Genomic DNA, 21,925 nt, shown 5'->3' on the forward strand with positions numbered 1-21,925 from the left:
GGGGTCGGCCAGACCGTGCCCGCGCACCGGCGGCGTGCCGGGGCGCCCGTCCGCGGACGCTCCCGGCAGCCGGCCGGGGCACCCGCCGGTGAGCCGTCGCGCGCCCCGCGCCGACGGCCCCGCCGCCGCCCGGCCCGCCCGACCCGACCCGACCCGATCCGACCCCCGACATCCCAGACCGACCCAGAGCCGCCGCCGACCCGCCGCCGAGCCCAACCGCGTGGAGAGACCGACGCCATGGAAGCCCTTCTCCTCCTGATCGCCCTCGCCGCCGTCTTCGGCGCGGTGGGCTACCCCGCCCTGCGCCGCCGCCGGCTGCGCAAGGAAGGCGCCCAGGGACTGGCACAGGCCGTCGATCCCACGGCCGGGTACGGCTTCGTACCGCCCGACGAGCTGGATGTGCGCCTGCCGGGTCCCGACCGCGAACTGGTCGAGGCGCTGGAGGAGACGCAGCGCACCCAGGACTGGCAGCCCGTCGCGCGGCTGCTGGCCTTCACCGGGGACGAGTACGAGCTGCGCTGGCAGCGCGTCCAGTCGCTGGCCGGCGCCGCCGCGATGGAGCTGGCCCGGGCCCGGAAGGACGGGCACCAGGAGCCCTCGGAGGCCGTGGACACCGTGTCCTTCAGCAAGGAGCCGCGGCCCGCCGACGCGCGCTGGCTGCGCGAGTGGCGCGCCCGGCAGCCCCGCGACCACGGCGGCGCCCAGGTGTACGCCCAGTTCCTGGTCTTCCAGGCGCTGGCCGACACCTCCGAGGACCGCCGGATCTTCCTGGAGGAGGCACGCAACGTCGCCCGCGACGCGGCCTCGCTCGCCTCCGAGGACCCCACGCCGTATCTGACGGAGCTGGTCGTCGCCCGCCATCTGCGCTACTCCGAGGCGGAGTTCGACGCGGTGTGGTCGACCGTGCGCCGGCTGGCCCCGCACCACATGGGCGCGCATCTGGCGGCCCTGGCGTACTGGACGGCCCTGGACTCCGGCGCCAAGGAACGCACCGACGCCTTCGCACAGGCCGCCGCGGCCCAGGCGCCCGAGGGCACGCTGCTGCCCGCGCTGCCGCTGTTCGCCGTCTACGACCATCTGCCCGAGGTGAACGTCGTACGCGGGCTGTACCAGAGCGAGACCGTCCGCAACGCCATCGAGGCCGCCGAGTACGCCGTCGACCAGGTCGAGGACGACCACCCCGTGCGCCCCCATGTGCTGCACCTGCTGGTGTGGTTCCTGGTGCGCGCCGAGCGGTACGAGGAGGCGATGGAGGCGCTGGCCGCCGTCGACGGCCACGTCGGCGCCGTCCCCTGGGTCGACGAGGGCGACCCGGCCGCCGCCTACACCGCCTACCGCGCCCTGGCGGTCGCCGGCTGGGAGGCGGCGAGCGGGCCGCACGCACGGCGGACCTGAGCGGGCCCGCCCTCCCACCGGCCCGCCCTCTTCGGCGGCCCGGCGCGGCGAGGGGACGACAGCGCGGCGGCGCGACGGACGCGGCGGGCGTGACGGACACGGCGCACGGCGCGGCGAATGTCCAAGCGTCCGGTGCGTTCGTACATGGACGCGCCGGACGGGGCACGTGAAGGCTCCCGACGGTGCCGCTCCGCTTCCGCCGTCCCGGGAGGATCCATGCCGCTGTCCCGCCGCACGCTCCTGGCCTCGCTCACCCTCACCGGCGCCGGTGCCGTCGCCGCACCGGCGGCCACCGCGTCGGCGCACGGCACGGGGGAGGCCGCACGGGCGCTCGCCCGGCTGCTGCCGCGCCACACGGACCAGGTGACGTTCCGGACGACCGCGCGGCGGGACGGCGCGGACGTCTTCCGGGTCTTGGGCGGCGCGGGCGCGCTCGTCGTCGAGGGCACCACGCCCGCCGTGCAACTCACCGGACTGCACCGGTATCTGCGGCACACCGCGCGCGCCTCGTTCTCCTGGAACGGCGCGCAGACCCGGCTGCCGGCCCGGCTGCCCGGCGTGGCGGAACCGATCGTGCGGAGGGCGAACGTCCGCCACCGCTTCGTCTTCAACGACACCAACGAGGGCTACACCGGCCCCTACCGCACCTGGGAGCGCTGGGAGCACACCCTCGACGTGCTCGCCCTGCACGGCTACAACGAGGTGTTCCTCTCGCTCGGCGCGGACGCCGTACTCCACCGGGTCTTCCAGGAGTTCGGCTACTCCGCCGCCGAACTGAGCGCCTGGACGCCGGGCCCGGCCCACCAGCCCTGGTGGCTGTTGCAGAACATGTCCGGCTTCGGCGGCCCCGTCACCCGGCAACTCCTCGACGCACGCGCCGCGCTGGCCCGCCGCGTCGCCGACCGGGCCCGCGCGCTCGGTATGACGCCCGTGCTGCCCGGCTACTTCGGCACCGTCCCGCCCGGGTTCGCCGACCGCAACCCCGGCGCGCGCACCGTCCCGCAGGGCGACTGGTGCGGCTTCCGCCGCCCCGACTGGCTCGACCCGCGCGGGGAGGTCTTCGCCCGGGTCGCCGCCCGCTTCTACGCCGTGCAGGGCGAACTCCTCGGCACCAGCGGCATGTACAAGATGGACCTGCTGCACGAGGGCGGACAGGCCGGGGACGTGCCCGTCGGCGAGGCCGCCCGGGCCGTGGAGACGGCGCTGCGCACCGCACGCCCGGGCGCCGTGTGGGCCCTGCTCGGCTGGCAGAACAACCCGCGCAAGGAGATCCTCGACGCCGTCGACCGGGACCGGCTGTTCGTCGTGGACGGCCTCTCCGACCGGTTCCCCGACGTCACCGACCGCGAGGCGGACTGGGGCGGTGCCCCCTACGCCTTCGGCTCCATCTGGAACTTCGGCGGCCACACCGCCATGGGCGCCAACACCCCCGACTGGGCCGAGCTGTACGAGACCTGGCGCACCAGGCCCGGCAGCGCCCTCGACGGCATCGCCCTGATGCCCGAGGGCGCCGACAACAACCCGGCGGCCCTCGCGCTCTTCAGCGACCTCGCCTGGACGGAGGGCCGGGTGGACCTCGCGGAATGGTTCGCCGAATGGCCCGCCTACCGGTACGGCACGGGCCCCGGCGGCCGGGCCGACCCGTACGCCGTCGCCGCCTGGGACGTGCTGCGCCGCACCGCCTACGGCACCACCCGCGCCGACTCCTGGAGCGAACCGCACGACGGACTGTTCGGCGCCCGCCCCGGCCTCACCGTCACGACCGCCGCCTCCTGGTCACCCGGTCGACTGCGCTACGACCCCGAGGAGTTCGCCCGCGCCCTCCCCGCCCTCCTCGCCGTCGCGCCCGCGCTGCGCACCGGCTCCGGCTACCGCTACGACCTGCTCGACGTCACCCGCCAGGTCGTCTCCCACCGCTCACGGCAGCTCCTGCCCCGCATCCGCGCGGCGTACGAGGCGAAGGACCGGGCCCGCTTCACCGAGCTGACCGCCGAGTGGTTCCGCTGGATGGAGCTGCTGGAGAAGGCCGTCGCTACCGACCCGGGCCATCTGCTGGGCCGGTGGACGGCCGAGGCCCGCTCCTGGGGCTCCTCCCGCGAGGAGCGGGACCGTCTCGCCCACGACGCCGAAACCCTGCTTACCGTCTGGGGCCCCCGGCAGGCCGCCGACGAGGGCGGACTGCGCGACTACGCCAACCGCGAGTGGTCCGGGCTCGTCTCCGGCCTCTACACGCTGCGCTGGCGCACGTACTTCGACGGGCTGGACGCGGCGCTCGCCGAGGGCCGCGAGCCCGAGCCGGTGGACTGGTACGCGCTGGAGGAGAAGTGGCTGCGCGAACATCCCCCCTGCGCCACCGAGCCCACCGGGGACATCGTCGCGATCGCCGCACAGGTCAGGGACGCCCTGGGCCTCAAGGCGCCCGCGCCGCAGGGGCGTTGAGCGGCGCGTCCGGCCTCCGCCGCGCCGGGCGCCCGTCCCCGCGCCCGGCGGTGTGGCGGGCCCGCGCCCGGCGGCGCCGCGACGGTCAGCCGGCCTGTTCCCGGATCAGCGCCGCCAGCCGGTCCAGGCCCAGTTCGATCTGTTCCGGTGTGACCTGGCTGAAGGAGAGGCGGATCCGGTCGGCGGCCGATTCGCCCTCGTAGAAGTGGCGCATGGGGGTCCACAGGACGCCGTGTTCCCTGGCGGAGTGTTCCAGGAGGGCGTCGTCGCCGCGGAACGGGACCGTGACGACCAGGAAGAAGCCCCCGCCGGGCGTGTTCCAGGCGACCCGGGGCCGACTGCCCGCGGGGAAGCGCCGGGCCAGCCCGTCGAGCATCCGGCGGAGGTTGTCCCGGTACACCTCGATCTCGCGCCGGTTGGCCTTCTCCAGGCTGTACCCGTGTTCCAGCAGTTTGCCGGCGATGACGGCCTGCGAGAGGGCCGGGGTGTTCACGGTCACCATGCTCTTGACCTTCGACAGCTCGTCGGCGAAGAGCCCGGTCCGCCCGTCGGCGGTCCGTACGCGCTGGTCGGCGACGGCGAAGCCGAGCCGCGCGCCGGGGAAGCCGGTCTTCGCGAACGAGCCGAGGTAGACGACCTGGCCCGTGGTGTCCAGGGACTTCAGCGTCGGCAGCCGCTCGCCGGTGGCGTCGAACACCCCGTACGGGTTGTCCTCCAGAAGCAACAGGCCCTCCCGCGCGGCGAGTTCGAGGAGCGCGCGCCGCGTCGGAAGGTCCAGGCTGACCCCGGTCGGGTTCGAGAAGTCCGGCACCAGATAGCAGGCCCTGGGCCGCAGCCCCGCACGGCGCGCGCGGGAGAGCGCGGCCGTCAGGTCGTCGAGGTCCACGCCGTTGGGCGCCGAGGCGACGGGCAGCACCTCCATGTCCACCAGGCGCGCGGCGCCCACGAGTCCGACGTACGCCGGGGCGACGGCCAGCACCGCGTCCCGCGCGTCGGCGCGCAGCGCCCGCAGCACCAGGTACATCGCCTCCTGGCAGCCCACGGTGAGGACGAGTGCCTCCGGGTCGGCGTGGATGCCCTCGTCCACCTCCAGACAGCGGGCGACGACCTCGTGCACGATGCCCTTGGTGCGGCCGTACTGGAACAGCGCGCGCCGCACCTCGTCGGGCGGCAGCCGCCGCTCGTCCGCCAGATAGCGCTCGTAGCGGCGCAGGTACGTGTGGACCTGCTCGACCTCGAAGAAGCCTTCGTACGGCCGGCCGGGGGCGAACGAGACGGCGTCGGGGTAACGTCCCGCGATCTCGTTGAGGAAGTTCATGGACTCCAGGGCCGGGTCCCGCAGGCTCGTGTGCAGGCCCGCGACGTCCAGTTCCACAGGTCCGGTTTCCGGGGGCGGTGTGGCGGTCATCGGTGATCGCTTTCCTCGTGTCCGGTGGCGGTCCGCCGGGGCCGTTCCGGGGCGCCGGCCGTGCCCAGCCGTGCCGCGTCGGCGACGCGGGCACAGCCCGCCAGCCCCAGCGCCGTGTGCAGTTCGGTGGCCAGCAGGCGCAGGACGTGTTCCACACCGGCCGCCCCGCCCGCGGCCAGGCCCCAGAGCACCGGGCGGCCGAGGAGCACGCCGTCCGCGCCCAGGGCGAGGGCCTTGAGGACGTCGAGGCCCGAGCGGATCCCGCTGTCGAGCAGCACCTGGCAGCCGGTGCCGACCGCCCGGCGCACCGCGGGCAGTGCGTCGATGCTGGGCACGGCGCCGTCGAGCTGGCGTCCGCCGTGGTTGGAGACCACCACGGCGTCGGCGCCGCACTCCTCGGCGCGGCGCGCGTCGGCCGGGTCCAGCACTCCCTTGACGACCAGCGGCAGCCGCGTGAACGCCCGCAGCCGCTCCACGTCGGCCCAGCTCACGGCCGGTGAGAACGCCTCTCCGGTGTGCGCGGCCAGCGCCGAGCCGGCCGAGCCGCCGCGGTGCGCCGTGGCCCCGTCGGACGCGGACAGGTGGGCGGCCGTCACCTCGGCGGGCAGGGCGAACCGGTTGCGTACGTCGCGCAGCCGGCGCCCCATCCACGGCACGTCGGCGGTGAGCACGAGCGCCGTGCAGCCCGCCTCCTCGGCGCGGCGGACCAGCCCCAGGGTCTTCTCGCGGTCGCGCAGCCAGTAGAGCTGGAACCAGGTGTCGGCGCCGGCCTCGGCGATCCGCTCGACCGGCCGGCTGCTCAGCATGGCGGCGGTGAAGGGGATACCCGCCCGCGCGGCGGCCCGCGCGCCGGCGCTCTCCCCGTCGGGGTGGACGAGCCGGTGGTAGCCCATGGGCGCGACCGCCACCGGCATGGACACCGGCCTGCCGAGCAGGGTGGCCGAGCTGCGGCACCCGGAGACGTCGCGCAGCACGCGGGGCAGCAGATGGATCCGGTCCAGCGCGGCACGGTTGGCCGCGAGGGTCAGCTCCGCGCCGCTGCCGCCGCCGATGAAGTCCCGTACATCAGCGGGGAGTTCGGCTGCGGCGAGGCGTTCGACGTCGGCCAGGCACACCGCGTCCCGCCACGGCGTGGGCGCCTCGCCCGCGGGCGCGGGGGAGGCGGTGTGCGCGCCGCCACCGGTCATCGGTGCGCCCCGCTGTGCTCGCGCAGCCGCTCGACCTCGACGGCCTCGTACAGGGCCTTGATGTTCGCGCTGCCGAAGGTGCGGGCGCCGACGCGTTCGATCACCTCGAAGAACAGGGTCCGCCGGGGGTGTTCGGAGCGGGTGAAGATCTGGAAGAGCTGGCCGGCGTGGTCCTCGTCCACCAGGAGCCCCAGCTCGCGCAGTTCGGCGCCGGTGTGTCCGCGGGGCGCGATCCGGTCGGCCAGCGCGTCGTAGTAGGCGCCGGGGGTCGTCAGGAAGTCGACGCCCCGCCGGCCCAGCGCCCGCACGGCCCGTACCGCGTCGTCGGTCCGCAGGGCGATGTGCTGGATCCCGGCCCCGGCGTGGCCGGCGAGGAACTCGTCTATCTGGCCCGGCTCGGCCGTCGGGTCCGGCGCGATCACCGTGAACGTGACGCCGCCGACCGCGCTGCGGACGACTTTGGAGAGCATCGCCTGCTCGCCGACGACGATGTGTTCCTCGAACGCCTCGTGGAAGCCGAGCGCCTGCTCGTAGAAGGCGATGGTGCGGTCGAGTTCGCCGACGCCGACGCACACCGCGAAGTGGTCGACGTCCAGGAGCGCCGGATCGTCCGCGGCGCCGGGCCGGGCGTCCGCCGCCGGCAGGGCCCGGAACCCCACCGGCCGGCCCGGCTCGCCGCCCGGTGCCCGCTCGACGAGGGTGTGCACGACGTCGCCGAAGGTGCCGACGGCCGCCGTCACGACCCCGCCCGGGTGCCGCGCCGGTTCGGCGACCGGTCTGGCGCCCCGCCGGACGGCGGCGGCGAAGGCGGTGCGGACATCGGCGCAGCGCAGGGCGATGTCCGCGACGCCGTCGCCGTGCGCCTCGACGTAGCCGGCGGCCGGATGGCCGGGCGCGGTGCCCTCGGTCAGCACCAGGGAGATGTCTCCCTGCCGCAACTGCACGCTGCGGAAGCCCTGCTGCGCCGAGCCCGCCGCCGCCACCCGGGTGAAGGCGTAGCGCCCGGTCCAGTCGGCGGTGGCGGCGTCGAGGTCTCCGACGTACATCTCCACGTAGTCGAGTTCCAGGGCGGGTTCCGGTGCGCGGGGGACGCCGTTCGACGATGAGGTGGGCATGGGTTCCTCGTCTCAACTCGGTAGGGGGGATCGCCTGCGGCCGGCCGCGGCGGCGGCGTACGCGCCGGACCGGCGCGCGTGCCGGCCGAGGGGGACGGCGGCGCGGGGCGGCGGCGGAAGGTCGGGCGTGCTGAGGACGGGGCGCAGGAAGGCCGGGCTGCGGCAGGCGGCGGGGTGCGCCCGGAGGCGTTGAGCGGCGCGAGGATGCCGCACGGGGGCGGCGAAGTACGGCCCGAAGCCGTGCCGGACCGGCGCCCGACGGGTGTCGTGGGCCGGGCCGGCGGCCGTGGCGGTCACGACCGTGCGCCCGCGGGCAGCCGGGACCACACGAAGTAGTAGTCCTCCAGGCCGGGGCCGCAGTCGAAGACACCGACGTGTTCGAGCCCGGCGTCCTCGACGAGGCCCTTGAAGTCCTCGGGGGAGGAGAACCGGTGGTTCTCCTGGAGGACGACGTTCCCGCCGGGCCGCAGCCGGCCCGGCACCTGCCGGTAGAAGCGCCGGTGGACGGCCCAGTCGCTGTCCTGCCAGATCAGCCGGGGGTGCCGGCGCCGGTAATCGGTCTCCGCGTCCTCGGAGTTGACGTGCGGCGGATTCCCGACGACCAGATCCCAGCGCAGCTCCCGCGGTATCTGCGCGAAGCAGTCCGATATGTGGCCCACAGCCCGCCCGTGCAGGCCGTTGGCCCGCACCGTGTCCCGGACGAGCGGCCCGGTGTCCGCGTTGACGTCCGCCAGGTCGAGCCGGGTGCACAGTCCGGCGGAGAGCAGGGAGAAACCGATGAACCCGGGCCCCGCGCACCACTCCAGAAGGCGGTCGACGGGGCCGAGGTGTGCGCGTACGAACGGGACGAAAGCCTGCCCGAACTCTGCTCCTCCGCCGTCGAGTTCGGGGGTGTAGGACACCCGGATGTCTCCGACGGTGACATGGCGGTACGGCGTCACGGATTCTCCCTCAGCCATTCGGGACGGGCCGGATTCGGCGACTGCGGACCGGTCCCTTTCCCACCGTCCGCCGCCTGGTACGGAACGCTCGTGCCTCACCCCAGGAACGCGTCCAACTCGACGTGGCGCACGGGGTACTTGTCGGGCGACTTCGCCGACAGTCCGACCCGGGCGGGGCGGTCCCGGTCGTGGAAATAGACCGCTTCCAGGGAACCGTCCGGGGCCTCGGCGAGGACCGGATTGGCCACCAGGAAGTCGCGTACGGCCGGCGAGTCGCGCCGCACCTGGAGCCAGAGCCGCTTCTCCCCGAAGTGGTTCGGCGGCAGCACGATGCGGGTGCCGAAACGGCGTTTCCACTGGAAGGTCCCCTTGCTGAGAAAGGGCTCCGTCCCGCCGAAGTCCAGCCGCCGTACGCCGTTCTCGGCCGACCACAGGATGAGGAAGTGGAAGACCGCGCCGAGGGCTCCGCTCGCGTAGTGCTCCGTGTCCCCGTCCAGTACGCCGAAGAGCCGGAGCGTCAGCACCTTCGCCGACGGGTTCCAGTGGCAGAGCGCGCCGCCGATGCGGGCGCCGCCCTGGCGGAGGAAGAACAGCCGGCCCGTCCTGAAAAGGCATTCATGGGACGCCTCCTTCTCCTCGACCCGTTCTCGGTCGCCGTGGCTCTGCCGCATGGTCGGCCGGTAGATGCGGTCGTAGAAGAAGTCGAACAGCTCCGGGTCGTTCTCCGTCTCCCAGGTCCACTGCGCCAGGCGCTGGTTGCGCAGGTACTGTGCGCGCTCGCGGCGCGATACGCGTCTGTGGAGGGTTTCGGCGTCGGCGTCGATGTCCACCACGAAGTGGAACCGCATGGGGCACACCAGGGACGCCGCGGCGGGCAGTCGCCGCGCCTTGGCCGCGCTGGTGCCGACGATGACGAGGTCCGCGTCCGGCAGTTGCGCCGGATCGGCCAGCCGGTGCCCGCGCACCGTCTCCCGGGCCCGTTCCGCCGCCGGGACGCCGTCCCCCTCCCGTTGCAGCTCCGTGAACTCCAGGGTGTAGCGCAGCCCTTCGGGCAGTCCGGCGTAGGCGACCGACATGCCTCCCATGTGGGAGACCACCGCGGGGAAGGCGGCGCCGTCGCGGCTCTCCCAGCGTGTGCGCGAGCGGGTGAGCAGCGGGCTGCCGCTGTTGCGCAACCGGTATCCGGCGTGCAGCCGCAGCCGCCGCAGCGGTCCGACCCGGCTCACGGCACGCCGGCCGCCGGAGGTGCCGGGCGTGCCGGGGGCAGCAGCTCCGGGGGAGTTGCCCGGAGCCTCCGGTGCGCGGGTTCCGGGTATCGCTCGGGGTTCAGACATCGGACGGCTCCGTGGCCGGTGCGCCCTCGCGGGAGAGCAGGCGGAGCGGCCGGCCGCTCTCCCCTCGGGTGAGCTGCTCGGTCACCGCACCGCACGTGCCCGGTACGGGAACGGCACGGATCTCGCCGACGGCGGGCGCACTCATGCTCACTCCTTTTCCGAAAGGAACTCTTCCAGGATTTCCGGGGACGCCACCACGGCTGCCTTTCCGTCGCCCCGGATGACGATCGGGCGTTGCAGCAGAGAGGGGTGCTGCGCCAGCGCGTCGATCCAGCGCTGCCGGTCGTGCGGCCAGGTGCCGAGACCGAGCCGGTCCGCCACGGGTTCGTGCATACGCACCACGTCCCAGGGCTCCGCCCGAAGGCGCCGCAGCAGCGCGTCGATCTCGGCGGCGTCCGGCGCGTTCTCCAGATATTCGCGGGACCGGTAGTCGAGACCGGCTTTCTCCAGGCTTTCCCGAATGCGCCGGCTGGCCGGGCAGGAAAGGTGGTGCCACACCTCTATCGTGCTTTTCCCCGCGGCGCCGGACGAGGCGGCGGCCGGCGGGAATGCGGAGTCGGACGGGATTTCTCCCTTTCGCAGCGCGCTGCCGGAGGTGGCCCACACGAGCACCGCCGCCAGGGCGATCGCGGCCACCGCCAGGAGCATTCCCGCACGTACGTCGAAGGCGACCGTCACCGCACTCGCGACCATCGCGCCCAGCGGCACCCCGAGTCCGGAGGAGAGCATGCGCCGGGTCGTGTTCACCCGGCCCTGGAGTTCCTCCGGGGTGACCTCCTGCGCGTAGGTCATGGTGTTGACGATGACCATCAGATAGGTCGAGCCCCATGCGGCGATCGCGACCAGGGCGACGCGCCAGTCGGTGGCCAGCACGGCCGAGAGGCCGAGCAGGGTGCTCGCCGGCAGCGCGACCAGCATGATCCGCAGTGCGCTGGTCCGGCGCCGCAGCCGTGGCAGCAGCAGCGAGCCGAGGATGCCGCCGGCGCTCCACGAGGTGAACAGCAGACCGATCCGGGCGTCCGAGGCGCCGATGCCCAGCGCACGGTCGGCGAAGACGACGAGCTGGCCGAGGAAGGCACCGCCGGCGAAGGACTGGAGGCTGCCGGCGAAGGTCATGGTGCGCAGCACCCGGTGGCCCCACAGGAAGCGCAGCCCCTCGCCGATGGACGCCACCAGGCCGGGCCGTTCCCCCGCCCCGTCGCCCCGGCGGGCCGGGGTGTAGACGATGGCCCGGATCAGCAGCGCCGACGCGAGGAACGACAGCGCGTCCAGCGCGAGCGCGCCGGAGGCGCTGGTGACCGCGATCAGCGCGCCCGCCAGCGCCGTGCCCGCGATCCGCACGGCCGTCTCGCCGCCCCACAGCGCACTGTTGGCCTCGGAGAGCCGGTCGCGGCCCACGGCCGCGGGGATCAGCCCGTATCCGGCGGCGTCGAAGAAGATGTACAGCGTGGAGGACAGGAACGCCGCCGCGAGGGTGTGGCCGATCGTCAGCACGCCCAGCGCCGCGGCGAGGGGCACGCTGCCGAGGCAGACGCAGTTGAGCAGGTCGGCGGCGACCATGAGACGGCGGCGGTGCACCCGGTCGGCGACGGCGCCGGCGAGAAGCCCGAAGAACACATAGGGCAAGGTCTCGCCGGCGGCCACCAGAGAAACGAGAAAGGGGGATCTCGTCTCCTGGTACACCAGTACCGGCAGGGCCACGAGCGTGACGGACGAGCCGAATACGGAAAGCACCCGGGACAGCCAGAGGTTCCGGAAATTGTGCATCCTGCGCAGCGGAAGTTTTTCGGTCACCGCCTGGCTGTGCGCCGGATCAGGTGATGAGGCAGTCATGAGAAGTTGTAGACACGGTGCACCCTTGTCTGTCAAGCACGCCGGATTACAGGTCGAAGACGTAGGAACCGGGGCCGGTGCGGCGTGTCGATACCTTTTCCGCCATCGCGACCAGCGTCCGGCGGTTTCCGGTGTAGGGGCGCCGGCCGTGCGATACCAGGAGATTGTTGACGAGCAGCAGATCGCCCCGCTCCCAGGGAAATGCGAAGGAACACGCGTCGTATGCCGCCCGTATCCGGTCCATGTCCTCGTCCGGGATCTCCGTGCCGTCCCCGAAGTGGGCGGCGCGCGGCATGTCCTCCGCCGGGTACAACTCGGCGAGCGCTTCGGTGACCTCGCGCGGGAGATTCGAGGAATGGAAGAGGTGGGCCTGGTTGAACCAGGACTCCTCTCCGGTGTGCGGATGGGCGATCAGGGCCGGGCCGTACTGCCGGGTGCGCAGCGCGTCCGCCGTCCATGCGTGCTCGATGCCGTGTTCCTCGCAGTACCGCTCCACCTGGAGCGGATCGTCGGTCTGGAACGCCTCCTGCCAGGTCAGGCCCATGCCCTCGCGGTAGGTGCGGGAGTAGCGGACGCCCTTCTCCCGGAAGCGGTCCACCAGTTCCCGCGGCAGCTGCCGGACCATCGCCCGGCTGTCGGCCAGCGGCGTCTCGCCCCCGGTCGCGGCGGTCTCCAGCGCGGCGAAGAAGAGCCAGCGGGGGTAACTGCGGGCGTACGCGCTCTCGTTGTGCTGCACGATCGTCTGCGCGGCCGGATACTCGGTGGAGGTGTAGACATGGCCGCCGACCCGGCTGCGCGGCGTGGACCGCTCGGTGTAGTCGAGCAGTTCACCGCCCACGCACGCGGCCACCTCGTCGAGCGCCCCGGGGCTGTCGATCGCGCGCCGCACGAGCACGGCCCCGGACCGGTCGAGCGCGTCGACGAGCTGCGCCCGGTGCTCGGTCACCCACCGGCTGGTGCGCAGTCCGGCCGGGCCGGGCTCGTACACGAGGACACGGGTGTGCGCGCTGCCCGCGACACGGCCGGAGCACTCCCCGAGCGCGGCCGGATACTGCGGTGGTTCCGTGTGCATGGCCCGTTCTCCCTCCGACGTTCAGTGGTTGGCACGCACGGGTGTCGTCGGGCCCTCGGCGACGGCGGCGAGGGCGCGGATGGTCTCGCTGCGGTAGACATCGGTGGGGGTCAGCGCGTACCCGGCACGCCGGGCCCGCGCGGCGAGCTGGATGGCGAGGAGGGAATCGCCCCCCACGGCGAAGAAGTTGTCCGTCACGGACACCGTGTCGAGCTGGAGCAGCTCGCGGCAGATCCCGGTGAGCACCCGCTCCGGCTCCGTGGCCGGACCGGCCGCCTCCGGCGCCGTTCCGGGTGCGGCCGGTCCGGTGCCGGGCCCGGGAGGCGGCGGGAGCGCCGCCCGGTCCACCTTGCCGTTGACGGTCAGCGGCAGCCGGTCCAGGACGACGATGTCCGCCGGGCACATGTACCGCGGAAGCCGGTCCGCCACATGCTCGTGCAGCCGGTGGACATCGAGCACGGTGGTGTCCGCGTCCGGCGCCGCGTAGGCGACGAGGCGCGCGCCCGCGGGGCCGTCGGCGGCGACGACGCAGACCTGGCCCACGCCCGGCCCGTCGGCCAGGCAGCTTTCCACCTCGCCCGGTTCGATCCGGTAGGAGCGGATCTTGAGCTGGCCGTCGGTCCTGCCGAGGAACTCCAGGAGCCCGTCGGACCTCCGCCGTACGAGATCGCCCGTGCGGTACATCCGCGCACCGGGCGGCCCGTACGGGTCGGCCACGAACCGCTCGGCCGTCAGGCCGGGTTGCCCGAGATAGCCCCGGGCGAGCTGCTCGCCCGCGAGGTACAGCTCACCGGATGTCCCGGCGGCCACCGGGCGGAGCCGGCCGTCCAGCACACGGGCGCGGGTGTCCCCGCGCGGGGCGCCGATCGGCACCGCGCCCGTACCGGGGTCTTCGCCGGGCGCCACCCGGTGCACCACACAGCCGACGGTGGCCTCGGTGGGGCCGTACTCGTTGACGACCGCGACCCGCGGGCGCCGGTGGCGGAACCGGGCCAGCGACGCGCCCCGCAGCTGCTCCCCGCCGACCACCAACTCGCCGTCCAGCAGCGCGTCCCGGGGCGTCTCGGCCAGCAGCGGCAGATGGCTCGGTGTGACCTTGAGGAACGTCGGAGCGGCCCGTCCGGCCCGCCACAACCTCGGGTCGAGGCCGTCCAGATCGCCCAGGTAGAGGGTGCCGCCGCAGAGGAGCGGGCCGAACAGCGTGGTCACGGTGAGGTCGAAGGAGACCGAGGAGTGCAGGACAGCGGCCCCGCGCAGGCCCGGATAGCTCTCCCGGGCCCAGCGCAGATAGCCGCCGAGCGCCCGGTGGCCGACCACCACGCCCTTGGGCCGGCCCGTCGACCCGGAGGTGTAGAGGACGTAGGCGGCGTTCCCCGGCCGCAGGGGGCCGCGCCGCTCCGCGTCCGTGACGTCCTGTGCCGACAGCCGCGCGAGCGCGCCGCGGACGGCGGGGGAGTCCGGGCGCAGGACCTCGGCCGCCCCGGTACCGGACCCCGCCGGGACGGGCATCCCGGCGGGCGCGCCGGGCGACGCGTCGGTCAGCACACAGGCGGGCAGCGCGTCCGTGAGGAGCGTTCGGACGCGGTCGGCCGGGTACCGGGGGTCCACCGGCAGATAGGCGGCGCCCGCCTTGAGCACCGCGTACACGGCCACCAGCAGCCCGGGGCTGCGCTCCAGCGCGACGGCGACGACGTCCTCGGGCCCGATGCCGCGTGAGATCAGCAGCCGGGCCAGCCGGTTGGCGTGCGCGTTCAGCTCGCCGTAGGAGAGCTCGGCACCGTCCGAGACCACCGCGGGAGCGTCCGGCGTCCGCCCGGCCTGCGCCTCGAACGCGTCGACGACGAGGGCGGCCGGCCCGGGCCCCGGGGCGGTCACAGGCCCGAGGCCTTGACGACGACGTCGCCCAGCGACGCCCTGTCCTCGACCGGCCACATGTCCCGGACCGAGAGCGGGACGTAGTCCCCGGCCGCATAGCTGCCCGAGCCGTGCACGAGGATGTCCCGCTCGTCGACGAGGCCGCGGTCGATGGCGTTGAGGACCCCGGTCATCGCCATGACCAGCGACCACTCGCGCACCGCGCGCGGGTCGGCCGGCAGCGCCACCCCGGCCTCGCCGAGCACCGCGCGGACCAGGGGGTAGCGCTCCAGGCACTCGTGCAGGGAGACGACGAGACCGCCGCCGCCCTGCGCGCGGATGATCTCGTTCATCCGCGGCGAGGTGACCGGCTTGCGGGTGTAGAAGGTCGAGTCGAGCACCTCGTGCGGGTCGTGGGTGAGCGCGGGGAAGCGCTCGTCCTGCTGCTGCCCGTAGAGGCCGGAGTTCGGGTCGTAGACGTAGGAGGGCGCGTGCTCGGGGCCGGGCGACCCGTGGTGGAGGCTGAGCACCATGTCCGGGGCACCGAGGTGCTGCACGAGGAAGTACCGGGGCGCCGGCCCGCGCCCGGGCTGCTCCTCCTCCAGCAGCGCACGGCCCCGGGCGTGGCCGAGCAGGCCGTACGCGCTGGACACCGCGTGCACATGGAGGCGGGGCGTGCCGGCCGCGGGTGCGAAGAACTCCGCCTCGGCGAAGGCACGCACCACATCGGCCGCGAGGTAGTTCTCCAGTTGCAGCGTGTACCAGAGGTTGGTGCCCACGGCCTTGCGTATGTGCCGGCCGTGCTCCTCGACGACGCCCTGCGCGAGGTCCTTCACCGTGCCGGGCTCGTCCCCCGCGTAGACGGCGACGGGGTTGCGGGCCCGCAGCTCGGGGTCGGTGGACAGCTCGGATTCGCGCATCTTCGGGACGGCGGCCTCCGGCACGACCACGACCACGTTCAACTGCTGTGCCGTCACCAGCCCGTGGGTGATCGCCCGCAGCACCGCGTCACGCAGGGCGACGGCCTTGTTGGCCGAGGAGGGGGTGACGATCGTGACCCGCTCGCCGGTGTCCTGGATGAAGCGGACGGCGCGGGCCACGATGACCAGCGAGGCGAAGGTCTTGGTGGTCATCGTCGCCGGATTGCGCATCAGATCGAGGAGCGCGAGGTTTCTGCCCCGGTGGGCGCGCAGCGGGAGGTGCGCGAGATCGGAGGCGGCGAAGTACGCCCTCAGCGCCGGTGTGGGTTCCGGCAGTTGGATACCCGGTGAGAACGCGCTTCCGGAATCGTCCGCGGTTTCCGGGAACAGCCGGCGCATTGCCGGGCCGAGACGCTCGTAATAGTGGGAGAGGGCGTTCTCAAGAAGCATGCGAATCCTATTCATGCGCCGCTTATTGGTGCCGAATCCGTCACTTGCCCACCGCAATTGCTCCGGGCCCATGATGCATGCGGCCGGATCCAAAACATAGCGGCGGGTTGCACATCGGCTGAAACGAGCCGCATCCCTCCCGGCACCCCCACGGGCCCATGTGACGTATATCGACCGATGTCGGGTGGATGACGGGGCGGTAACGCCCGCAGGGGTGTGCGGGCAAGAACGCCTATCCGGACGAGTTGCCCCCCGGTCTTGCCCACCCGACGGCCGCTGGCGTTGCATGTCCTCGGCCACGTGACGGACTTCGCATATCCCGCCTTCCACCTCTCCAGCACTTCACGACCGGCGTCAGGAAGAGGCACCATGGCAATCCAGGGCGAGAAATCCTCAGAGTCACGCAAAGCAACCGGCGGCCGTTCCGGTTCCGGCCTCATCACCTGGATCTATCAGGCAGAGGATCTGGATCCGGGACAGATCGCAGATTTCGAGAAGAGCCTCCACGAGCGCTACTCGGCGGCTGCCGCGACCATCGACTTCGATTTCCGGGTGCTCAGAGCGGGCGAACTCATACCGTCCTGCCTGGAAAAACCCGTACTGCGTCACCGGGGCACGGACATTCTTGAGCAGCGGCAGTGCTTCATCGTCGAGGACCAGAGCCAGGACCCCCAGGGACTCCAGGGCCTGCGGGCCATCTACCGCACCATCCAGGCCAGCGATTCCGTGCTGCTCAACCGCACCATGGCGGGCCCGGATTATCTGGAGCGGGACAAACTCGCACTCCTCCAGCACGCCGCCGGGCTCGGAATTCCCACGCCCGGAACCCTCGCGGTGCCCTTCGGCCGGTACGCCCGCAGCGTGGTCCCCGAGGCCGTGCGCGCGTTCGGCGACGGGCCCTACATCGTCAAGCCCCGCGAGATGGGCATGGGCGTCGCCGTGCTCAAGGTCGACTCCGAGCGGCAGCTCACCACCGCGATCGACATCGTCGCCCAGGCCACCGGCGGATACATCGTCCAGCCCTTCATCCCGCACACCGGTGACATGCGGGTGTACGTGGCCGACGGCGAGGTGGTGACCTCACTGACCCGCAGGCCCCGGCCGGGCGACTACCTCGCGAACATCAGCCAGGGCGGCAGCGCTGTCGCCACCGACGACCACCGCCAGGTCGCGGGCGCGTGCCGCCGCATCGCCGAGAGCCTGGGCGCGGAATACCTCTGCATCGACTGGCTGATGACCGAGCACGGGCCCGTCCTCAACGAGTGGAGCACGGCCGGCGCCGGCTTCACGGTGCTGCCGGAACCCCAGCGCAGCCAGGTCGTCGACGCCTTCTTCGGCTGGATCAAGCGCACCTTCGAGAAGGGGTGAGAGGCAGCCATGACGTCCCGCCACTGGTACGGAAACGACGAAGTCCCCCTCGCCACGCGGATGCCGGTACCCGAGCTCAGGAACCATCTGCACCGCGCCCTGGACGACCTGGACTATCCGGCGAACCTCCGCTCGATGCGGCCCGTCGTCCTGCCGCGCCCGTCCTACGAGGAGCTCTTCACCGCGACCCGGCGCATCCTCGGCCTGCTGCGCACGGCGCTGCTCACCAGCGCCCCGGACACCCTGGGCCGGGTGGCCGCGCTCGGCATGTCCGAGGAGCACTACCCGCTCTGGGTGGACAGCCCCTGGGAAGAGGACTACGCGACGTGCATGGCCCGTCCGGACATCGCCGTGACCGCCGAGGGTCCCAAGGTGATGGAGATGAACGTCGGTTCGGGCATCGGCGGGACGGTGGAGACCCATGTGCACTCCCTGGCCTGGCAGTCCGCGTTCGGCGGCGCCGACCGGGCGCCCTTCACCGGATACGACCCGCTGACCGCCCGCGCCGAGCTCTTCTCCCGCGCGGCACGGGACTTCGGCGTCACCCCGGCCGTCGCGGTGGTCGGCACCCTGCGCGACCTGAACGCGGTCCGCACCACGCGCTACTTCGACGTGCAGATCGACGTCCTGCGACGCCACGGTCTGCGCGCCGAGTTCTTCGAGCCCGAGGACCTGCTCGACGGCCTCGGACTGCCGGGCGCCGCGCGCTACGCGCTCGGACTGCGCCATCTGACCGTCTACGACTGGAACCGGATCGGCCTCGACCTGTCCCCGGTACGCGCGGCCCTCGACGCCGGCTGTGTGCTCCTCGCCCCGCAGAGCGCCTACCTCGTCGCCAACAAGCAGGTGCTCGGCTGGATCTCGGAAGGTCTGCCCTGGATGACCGACGACGACCGGGCCGTCGTCGACCGCTATGTGCCCTGGACGAGGGTCGTGGGCGACCGGCCGGCCGAGTGGCGGGGCGTCACCAAGTCGATCCCCGACCTGCTGCTGGCACACCCCGGCAGGTTCGTCCTCAAGCCCGGCCTCGGACTCGGCGGCCACGGCGTGGTCTTCGGCCGCTTCAGCGACGACGCCACCTGGCACGAGGCGGTGGCCCACGCCGTGCGCACGGGCGGCTGGATCGCCCAGGAACACCTCGACTCCGTCCCCTGCCGGATGGAGCTCGCGGCCGAGGACGGCTCCGGCACCCACGAGGACGAGGTCTTCCCCCTGTTCAGCCCGTTCCTCTTCGACGACCGGCCCGCCGGCTGCCTGGTGCGCTATCTGCCCCCGGGCCGGGACGGCCTCATCAGCGTCCAGGGCACCGGAGCCCTCCCCTCGATCGCCGTCGCGGCGCGCCCCTGAAGCGCGTCGCAGCCCGCCGCAGCCCGGGCCGCCCGGCAGGACGGGTGCCGGGCCGGACCCGCGCACACATCAGACGCCGCCGCACACCGAAGGGGGCCCGATCCCGAATGCCCACGCCCGGACTGCACGGGAGCCGGCAGCACGCGCTGTGGCTGCGGCGCTTCCACCCGGCGCCCGACGGCGCCGTCCGGCTGGTGTGTCTGCCCCACGCGGGCGGGACGGCCAGCTTCTACGTCCCGCTCTCCCGGACGCTCCCGGCGGACCTCGACGTGCTCGCCGTGCAGTACCCGGGACGGCAGGACCGCCGGCGGGAACCGGGCGTGGAGAGCATCGACGAACTGGCCCGGCAGATCTACGAGTCCGTCCTCCCGCTCGCCGACCGCCCGCTGGCGCTGTTCGGCCACAGCATGGGCGCCGCGCTCGCCTTCGAGGTGGCCCGCCTCCTCGAACAGCGCGCCGGAATCGTCCCCGCGCACCTGTTCGTCTCGGGCCGCCGGGCACCCGCACGCCACCGCGACGAGACCCTGCACCAGCTCGGCGACGAGGCACTCCTCGCCGAGGTGCGCCTCCTGAGCGGCACCGACCGCAGCGTCCTCGACGACGAAGAGCTGCTGCGCCTGACGCTGCCCGCGCTCCGCGCCGACTACAAGGCCGTCGAGACCTACCGCTACCGCCCCGGCCCCCCGCTGCGCTGCCCGATCACGGCCCTCACCGGCGACAGCGACCCCAAGACCACGCTCGACGAGGTCCGCGCCTGGGCCCCGCACACCACGGCCGCCTTCGACATGCACGTCTACGCCGGAGGCCACTTCTTCCTCACCCACCACCGCTCCACCCTCGCCCACACCCTCACCACCACCCTGCTCCCCCACCCCCCCACACCCCCACCCCCGGACGCACCGCCCCGTCATCCCTGAGCGCGCACGGGGACTCCTTGAGCAGCCGGGCGGCCCCCGCCCAGCCCTGCCCCTGCGCGGACTTCACCGGCCGGACCGGCCCCTGTGAGAGCCTGGAGCGCATGAACCGGCTGGCTGGCGTGACCTCGCCCTATCTGCTTCAGCACGCCGACAATCCCGTCGACTGGTGGCCGTGGACACCGGAGGCGTTCGAGGAGGCCCGGCGGCGGGATGTGCCCGTGCTGCTGTCGGTCGGGTACGCCGCGTGCCACTGGTGCCACGTCATGGCGCACGAGAGCTTCGAGGACGAGGGCACGGCCGAGGTGCTGAACGCGTCCTTCGTGGCCGTGAAGGTGGACCGTGAGGAGCGGCCGGACGTCGACGCGGTCTACATGGAGGCGGTGCAGGCGGCCACCGGGCAGGGGGGCTGGCCCATGACCGTCTTCCTCACGCCGGACGCGCGGCCCTTCTACTTCGGTACGTACTTCCCGCCCGAGCCCCGGCACGGCATGCCGTCCTTCCGGCAGGTCCTGGAGGGCGTCCGGCAGGCGTGGCAGGAGCGGCGGGGCGAGGTCGACGACGTGGCCGCGCGGATCACTCAGGAGCTGGCCGGCCGTACCCTGCGCCACGACGCGCCGCAGCTGCCCGGTGCGGAGGAGATGGGCGCGGCGCTGCTGGGGCTGACCCGCGAGTTCGACGCCGTGCGGGGCGGGTTCGGCGGCGCGCCGAAGTTCCCGCCGTCCATGGTGCTGGAGTTCCTGCTGCGGCATCACGCGCGCACCGGGTCCGAGGGCGCCTTGCAGATGGTGCAGGCGACGTGCGAGGCGATGGCGCGGGGCGGCATCTACGACCAGCTCGGCGGGGGGTTCGCCCGCTACGCGGTGGACGCGGAGTGGAAGGTTCCGCACTTCGAGAAGATGCTCTACGACAACGCGCTGCTGCTGCGGGTGTACGCCCATCTGTGGCGGTCCACCGGGCAGGAGCAGGCCCGGCGCACCGCGCTGGAGACCGCGGACTTCCTGGTCCGCGAACTGCGCACGCCCCAGGGCGGGTTCGCCTCCGCGCTCGACGCCGACTCCGACGACGGCAGCGGCCACCGCGCCGAGGGCGCGTACTACGTGTGGACGCCCGCACAGCTGGCCGAGGTCCTCGGCGCGGAGGACGGGGCGCTGGCCGCCGAGGTGTTCGGCGTCACCGAGGACGGCACCTTCGAGCACGGCACCTCCGTCCTCCAACTCCCCGACCGCGACCGGCCGTTGCTGGACGCCGGACGGTTCGAGGCGATCCGGGACCGGCTGTTCGAGGCGCGTGCCGGCCGGCCCCGCCCGGAGCGGGACGACAAGGTCGTCACCGCGTGGAACGGGCTCGCCGTCGCCGCACTCGCCGAGACGGGCGCCTACTTCGAGCGGCCCGATCTGGTGGACGCCGCGCGCGACGCGGCCCGGCTGCTCGCCGAGGTCCACACCTTTGACGACGGCCGGCGCCTCGTGCGGACCTCCCGCGACGGGACGGCCGGTACCAGCGCCGGAGTGCTGGAGGACTACGCCGACGCCGCCGAGGGCTACCTCGCGCTGTTCTCCGTGACCGGCGAGGCGGACTGGCTGGAGCGGGCCGGCCGGCTGCTGGAGACCGTCCTGGAACGGTTCGCCGCCGACGACGGCACGCTCTACGACACCGCCGACGACGCCGAACAGCTCATCCGCCGGCCGCAGGACCCGACGGACAACGCCGTGCCGTCCGGCTGGACCGCCGCCGCCGGGGCGCTGCTGACGTACGCCGCCTGCACCGGTGAGCACCGGCACCGGGAGGCCGCCGAGCGGGCCCTCGGGATCGTCCGTGCGCTCGCCGGGCGGGCGCCGCGGTTCCTGGGCTGGGGGCTCGCCGTCGGTGAGGCGCTCCTCGACGGGCCGCGGGAGGTCGCCGTCGTCGGCGAGCGGGCCGGCGGCCCGTTGCACCGGGCCGCCTTGCTGGGTGTCGCGCCCGGGGCCGTCGTCGCCGTGGGGGAGCCGGACGATCGGCGGGTGCCGTTGTTGCGGGATCGGGGGCTGGTCGACGGGCGGGCCGCGGTGTATGTGTGCCGGGGGTTCGTGTGTGCGGCGCCCGTCGGGGACGTGGAGGGGGTTGCCTCGGCGGTGGGCGCCGGACACTGAGATCTCGGCTCCGCCGTCGCCGTTCCTCCTCCCTGGCTGCGCCCTTTCTGCCTGGTTTTTGGCCCCCGCCGTCTCTCTCGGGCTTCGCTCCTGCCCTGCCCTGTCCTTCTGCCGCAGCCGTGCCGCCCTCCTTCAGGGCTTCGCCTCCGGTATGGGGCTTCCCCCCTGCCCTTCGCGCCGTCGCCGTCGTTCTTCCTTCAGGGCTTCGCCTCCGGT

The 21,925-nt window shown here is 73.4% G+C and carries 16 protein-coding genes; 6 read left to right on the top strand and 10 right to left on the bottom strand.

Translation table 11 applies throughout. From position 1 onward, the window contains the following. The first annotated feature begins 237 nt into the window (after positions 1 to 237). Together SCA03_RS29660 and SCA03_RS29665 are read left to right on the top strand one after the other, a co-directional pair. Complete coding sequence (locus tag SCA03_RS29660; protein ID WP_030888475.1) at positions 238 to 1,395, top strand: hypothetical protein; 1,158 nt, start codon at positions 238 to 240, stop codon at positions 1,393 to 1,395. A gap of 216 nt (positions 1,396 to 1,611) precedes the next feature. Further along, entirely contained in the window at positions 1,612 to 3,834 is a 2,223-nt protein-coding gene (locus SCA03_RS29665) for an alpha-N-acetylglucosaminidase (RefSeq protein WP_086817407.1), read from the top strand. Between the two features lie 85 nt (positions 3,835 to 3,919). Here the strand turns inward: SCA03_RS29665 and SCA03_RS29670 are convergent, their stop codons facing one another. The 10 genes from SCA03_RS29670 to SCA03_RS35350 form a co-directional block, all read right to left on the bottom strand. Further along, on the bottom strand, positions 3,920 to 5,242 hold the full coding sequence (locus tag SCA03_RS29670; RefSeq protein ID WP_086817409.1) for an aminotransferase-like domain-containing protein: 1,323 nt from the start codon (positions 5,240 to 5,242) through the stop codon (positions 3,920 to 3,922). Then, a complete protein-coding gene (locus SCA03_RS29675) occupies positions 5,239 to 6,429 on the bottom strand; it encodes an alpha-hydroxy acid oxidase (protein ID WP_086817411.1) in 1,191 nt (396 codons plus the stop codon). The genes SCA03_RS29670 and SCA03_RS29675 overlap by 4 nt, the downstream gene beginning before the upstream one ends. Next, positions 6,426 to 7,544 carry a 4-hydroxyphenylpyruvate dioxygenase gene (gene hppD / locus SCA03_RS29680; RefSeq protein ID WP_086817412.1) on the bottom strand — a complete coding sequence of 373 codons (1,119 nt, stop codon included), beginning with the start codon at positions 7,542 to 7,544 and terminating at the stop codon, positions 6,426 to 6,428. Before hppD ends, SCA03_RS29675 begins: the two co-directional genes overlap by 4 nt. Before the next feature lie 293 nt (positions 7,545 to 7,837). Next, positions 7,838 to 8,485: a methyltransferase gene (locus tag SCA03_RS29685; protein ID WP_030888489.1), complete on the bottom strand. Its 648-nt coding sequence runs from the start codon at positions 8,483 to 8,485 to the stop codon at positions 7,838 to 7,840. A gap of 95 nt (positions 8,486 to 8,580) precedes the next feature. After that, positions 8,581 to 9,819, bottom strand: a complete 1,239-nt coding sequence (locus SCA03_RS29690; RefSeq protein ID WP_141275754.1) for a GNAT family N-acetyltransferase — start codon at positions 9,817 to 9,819, stop codon at positions 8,581 to 8,583. After that, positions 9,812 to 9,964, bottom strand: a complete 153-nt coding sequence (locus SCA03_RS35345) for a hypothetical protein (RefSeq protein ID WP_158102338.1) — start codon at positions 9,962 to 9,964, stop codon at positions 9,812 to 9,814. Before SCA03_RS35345 ends, SCA03_RS29690 begins: the two co-directional genes overlap by 8 nt. Positions 9,965 to 9,966: 2 nt before the next feature. Continuing rightward, positions 9,967 to 11,586: an MFS transporter gene (locus SCA03_RS29695; protein ID WP_230989000.1), complete on the bottom strand. Its 1,620-nt coding sequence runs from the start codon at positions 11,584 to 11,586 to the stop codon at positions 9,967 to 9,969. A 112-nt stretch (positions 11,587 to 11,698) separates the two neighbouring features. Continuing rightward, the gene (locus SCA03_RS29700; RefSeq protein ID WP_086817416.1) at positions 11,699 to 12,724 is read right to left on the bottom strand and encodes a TauD/TfdA family dioxygenase; all 1,026 of its coding nucleotides are present in this window, start codon (positions 12,722 to 12,724) and stop codon (positions 11,699 to 11,701) included. 21 nt (positions 12,725 to 12,745) lie between these two features. Beyond that, a complete protein-coding gene (locus tag SCA03_RS29705; RefSeq protein WP_158102339.1) occupies positions 12,746 to 14,599 on the bottom strand; it encodes a non-ribosomal peptide synthetase in 1,854 nt (617 codons plus the stop codon). Continuing rightward, positions 14,596 to 15,948 carry a DUF6002 family protein gene (locus SCA03_RS35350; RefSeq protein ID WP_158102340.1) on the bottom strand — a complete coding sequence of 451 codons (1,353 nt, stop codon included), beginning with the start codon at positions 15,946 to 15,948 and terminating at the stop codon, positions 14,596 to 14,598. The genes SCA03_RS29705 and SCA03_RS35350 overlap by 4 nt, the downstream gene beginning before the upstream one ends. Before the next feature lie 369 nt (positions 15,949 to 16,317). On the opposite strand from SCA03_RS35350, the gene SCA03_RS29710 reads away from it, so the two are divergent. The 4 genes from SCA03_RS29710 to SCA03_RS29725 all read left to right on the top strand — a co-directional run bounded on the left by SCA03_RS29710 (position 16,318) and on the right by SCA03_RS29725 (position 21,709). Then, positions 16,318 to 17,316, top strand: coding sequence for an ATP-grasp domain-containing protein (locus SCA03_RS29710; protein ID WP_086817420.1), 999 nt, complete (start codon positions 16,318 to 16,320; stop codon positions 17,314 to 17,316). 9 nt (positions 17,317 to 17,325) lie between these two features. After that, positions 17,326 to 18,663, top strand: coding sequence for a hypothetical protein (locus SCA03_RS29715; protein WP_030895561.1), 1,338 nt, complete (start codon positions 17,326 to 17,328; stop codon positions 18,661 to 18,663). Positions 18,664 to 18,770: 107 nt separating this feature from the next. Beyond that, positions 18,771 to 19,580: a thioesterase II family protein gene (locus SCA03_RS29720; protein ID WP_141275756.1), complete on the top strand. Its 810-nt coding sequence runs from the start codon at positions 18,771 to 18,773 to the stop codon at positions 19,578 to 19,580. Positions 19,581 to 19,681: 101 nt separating this feature from the next. Next, positions 19,682 to 21,709: a thioredoxin domain-containing protein gene (locus SCA03_RS29725; RefSeq protein WP_086815035.1), complete on the top strand. Its 2,028-nt coding sequence runs from the start codon at positions 19,682 to 19,684 to the stop codon at positions 21,707 to 21,709. Positions 21,710 to 21,925: the final 216 nt, after the last annotated feature.

Source organism: Streptomyces cacaoi, from assembly GCF_006539165.1.
Classification (GTDB): domain Bacteria; phylum Actinomycetota; class Actinomycetes; order Streptomycetales; family Streptomycetaceae; genus Streptomyces; species Streptomyces cacaoi.

Excerpts from the sequence above, each read along its gene's own strand:
- SCA03_RS29660 (WP_030888475.1), top strand. The coding sequence starts at position 238 with ATGGAAGCCCTTCTCCTCCTGATCGCCCTCGCCGCCGTCTTCGGCGCG.
- SCA03_RS29715 (WP_030895561.1), top strand. The coding sequence starts at position 17,326 with ATGACGTCCCGCCACTGGTACGGAAACGACGAAGTCCCCCTCGCCACG.
- SCA03_RS29720 (WP_141275756.1), top strand. The coding sequence starts at position 18,771 with ATGCCCACGCCCGGACTGCACGGGAGCCGGCAGCACGCGCTGTGGCTG.
- SCA03_RS29700 (WP_086817416.1), bottom strand. The coding sequence starts at position 12,724 with ATGCACACGGAACCACCGCAGTATCCGGCCGCGCTCGGGGAGTGCTCC.
- SCA03_RS29725 (WP_086815035.1), top strand. The coding sequence starts at position 19,682 with ATGAACCGGCTGGCTGGCGTGACCTCGCCCTATCTGCTTCAGCACGCC.
- SCA03_RS29670 (WP_086817409.1), bottom strand. The coding sequence starts at position 5,242 with ATGACCGCCACACCGCCCCCGGAAACCGGACCTGTGGAACTGGACGTC.
- SCA03_RS29710 (WP_086817420.1), top strand. The coding sequence starts at position 16,318 with ATGGCAATCCAGGGCGAGAAATCCTCAGAGTCACGCAAAGCAACCGGC.
- SCA03_RS29675 (WP_086817411.1), bottom strand. The coding sequence starts at position 6,429 with ATGACCGGTGGCGGCGCGCACACCGCCTCCCCCGCGCCCGCGGGCGAG.
- SCA03_RS29665 (WP_086817407.1), top strand. The coding sequence starts at position 1,612 with ATGCCGCTGTCCCGCCGCACGCTCCTGGCCTCGCTCACCCTCACCGGC.
- hppD (WP_086817412.1), bottom strand. The coding sequence starts at position 7,544 with ATGCCCACCTCATCGTCGAACGGCGTCCCCCGCGCACCGGAACCCGCC.
- SCA03_RS35350 (WP_158102340.1), bottom strand. The coding sequence starts at position 15,948 with ATGCTTCTTGAGAACGCCCTCTCCCACTATTACGAGCGTCTCGGCCCG.
- SCA03_RS29695 (WP_230989000.1), bottom strand. The coding sequence starts at position 11,586 with ATGCACAATTTCCGGAACCTCTGGCTGTCCCGGGTGCTTTCCGTATTC.
- SCA03_RS35345 (WP_158102338.1), bottom strand. The coding sequence starts at position 9,964 with ATGAGTGCGCCCGCCGTCGGCGAGATCCGTGCCGTTCCCGTACCGGGC.
- SCA03_RS29690 (WP_141275754.1), bottom strand. The coding sequence starts at position 9,819 with ATGTCTGAACCCCGAGCGATACCCGGAACCCGCGCACCGGAGGCTCCG.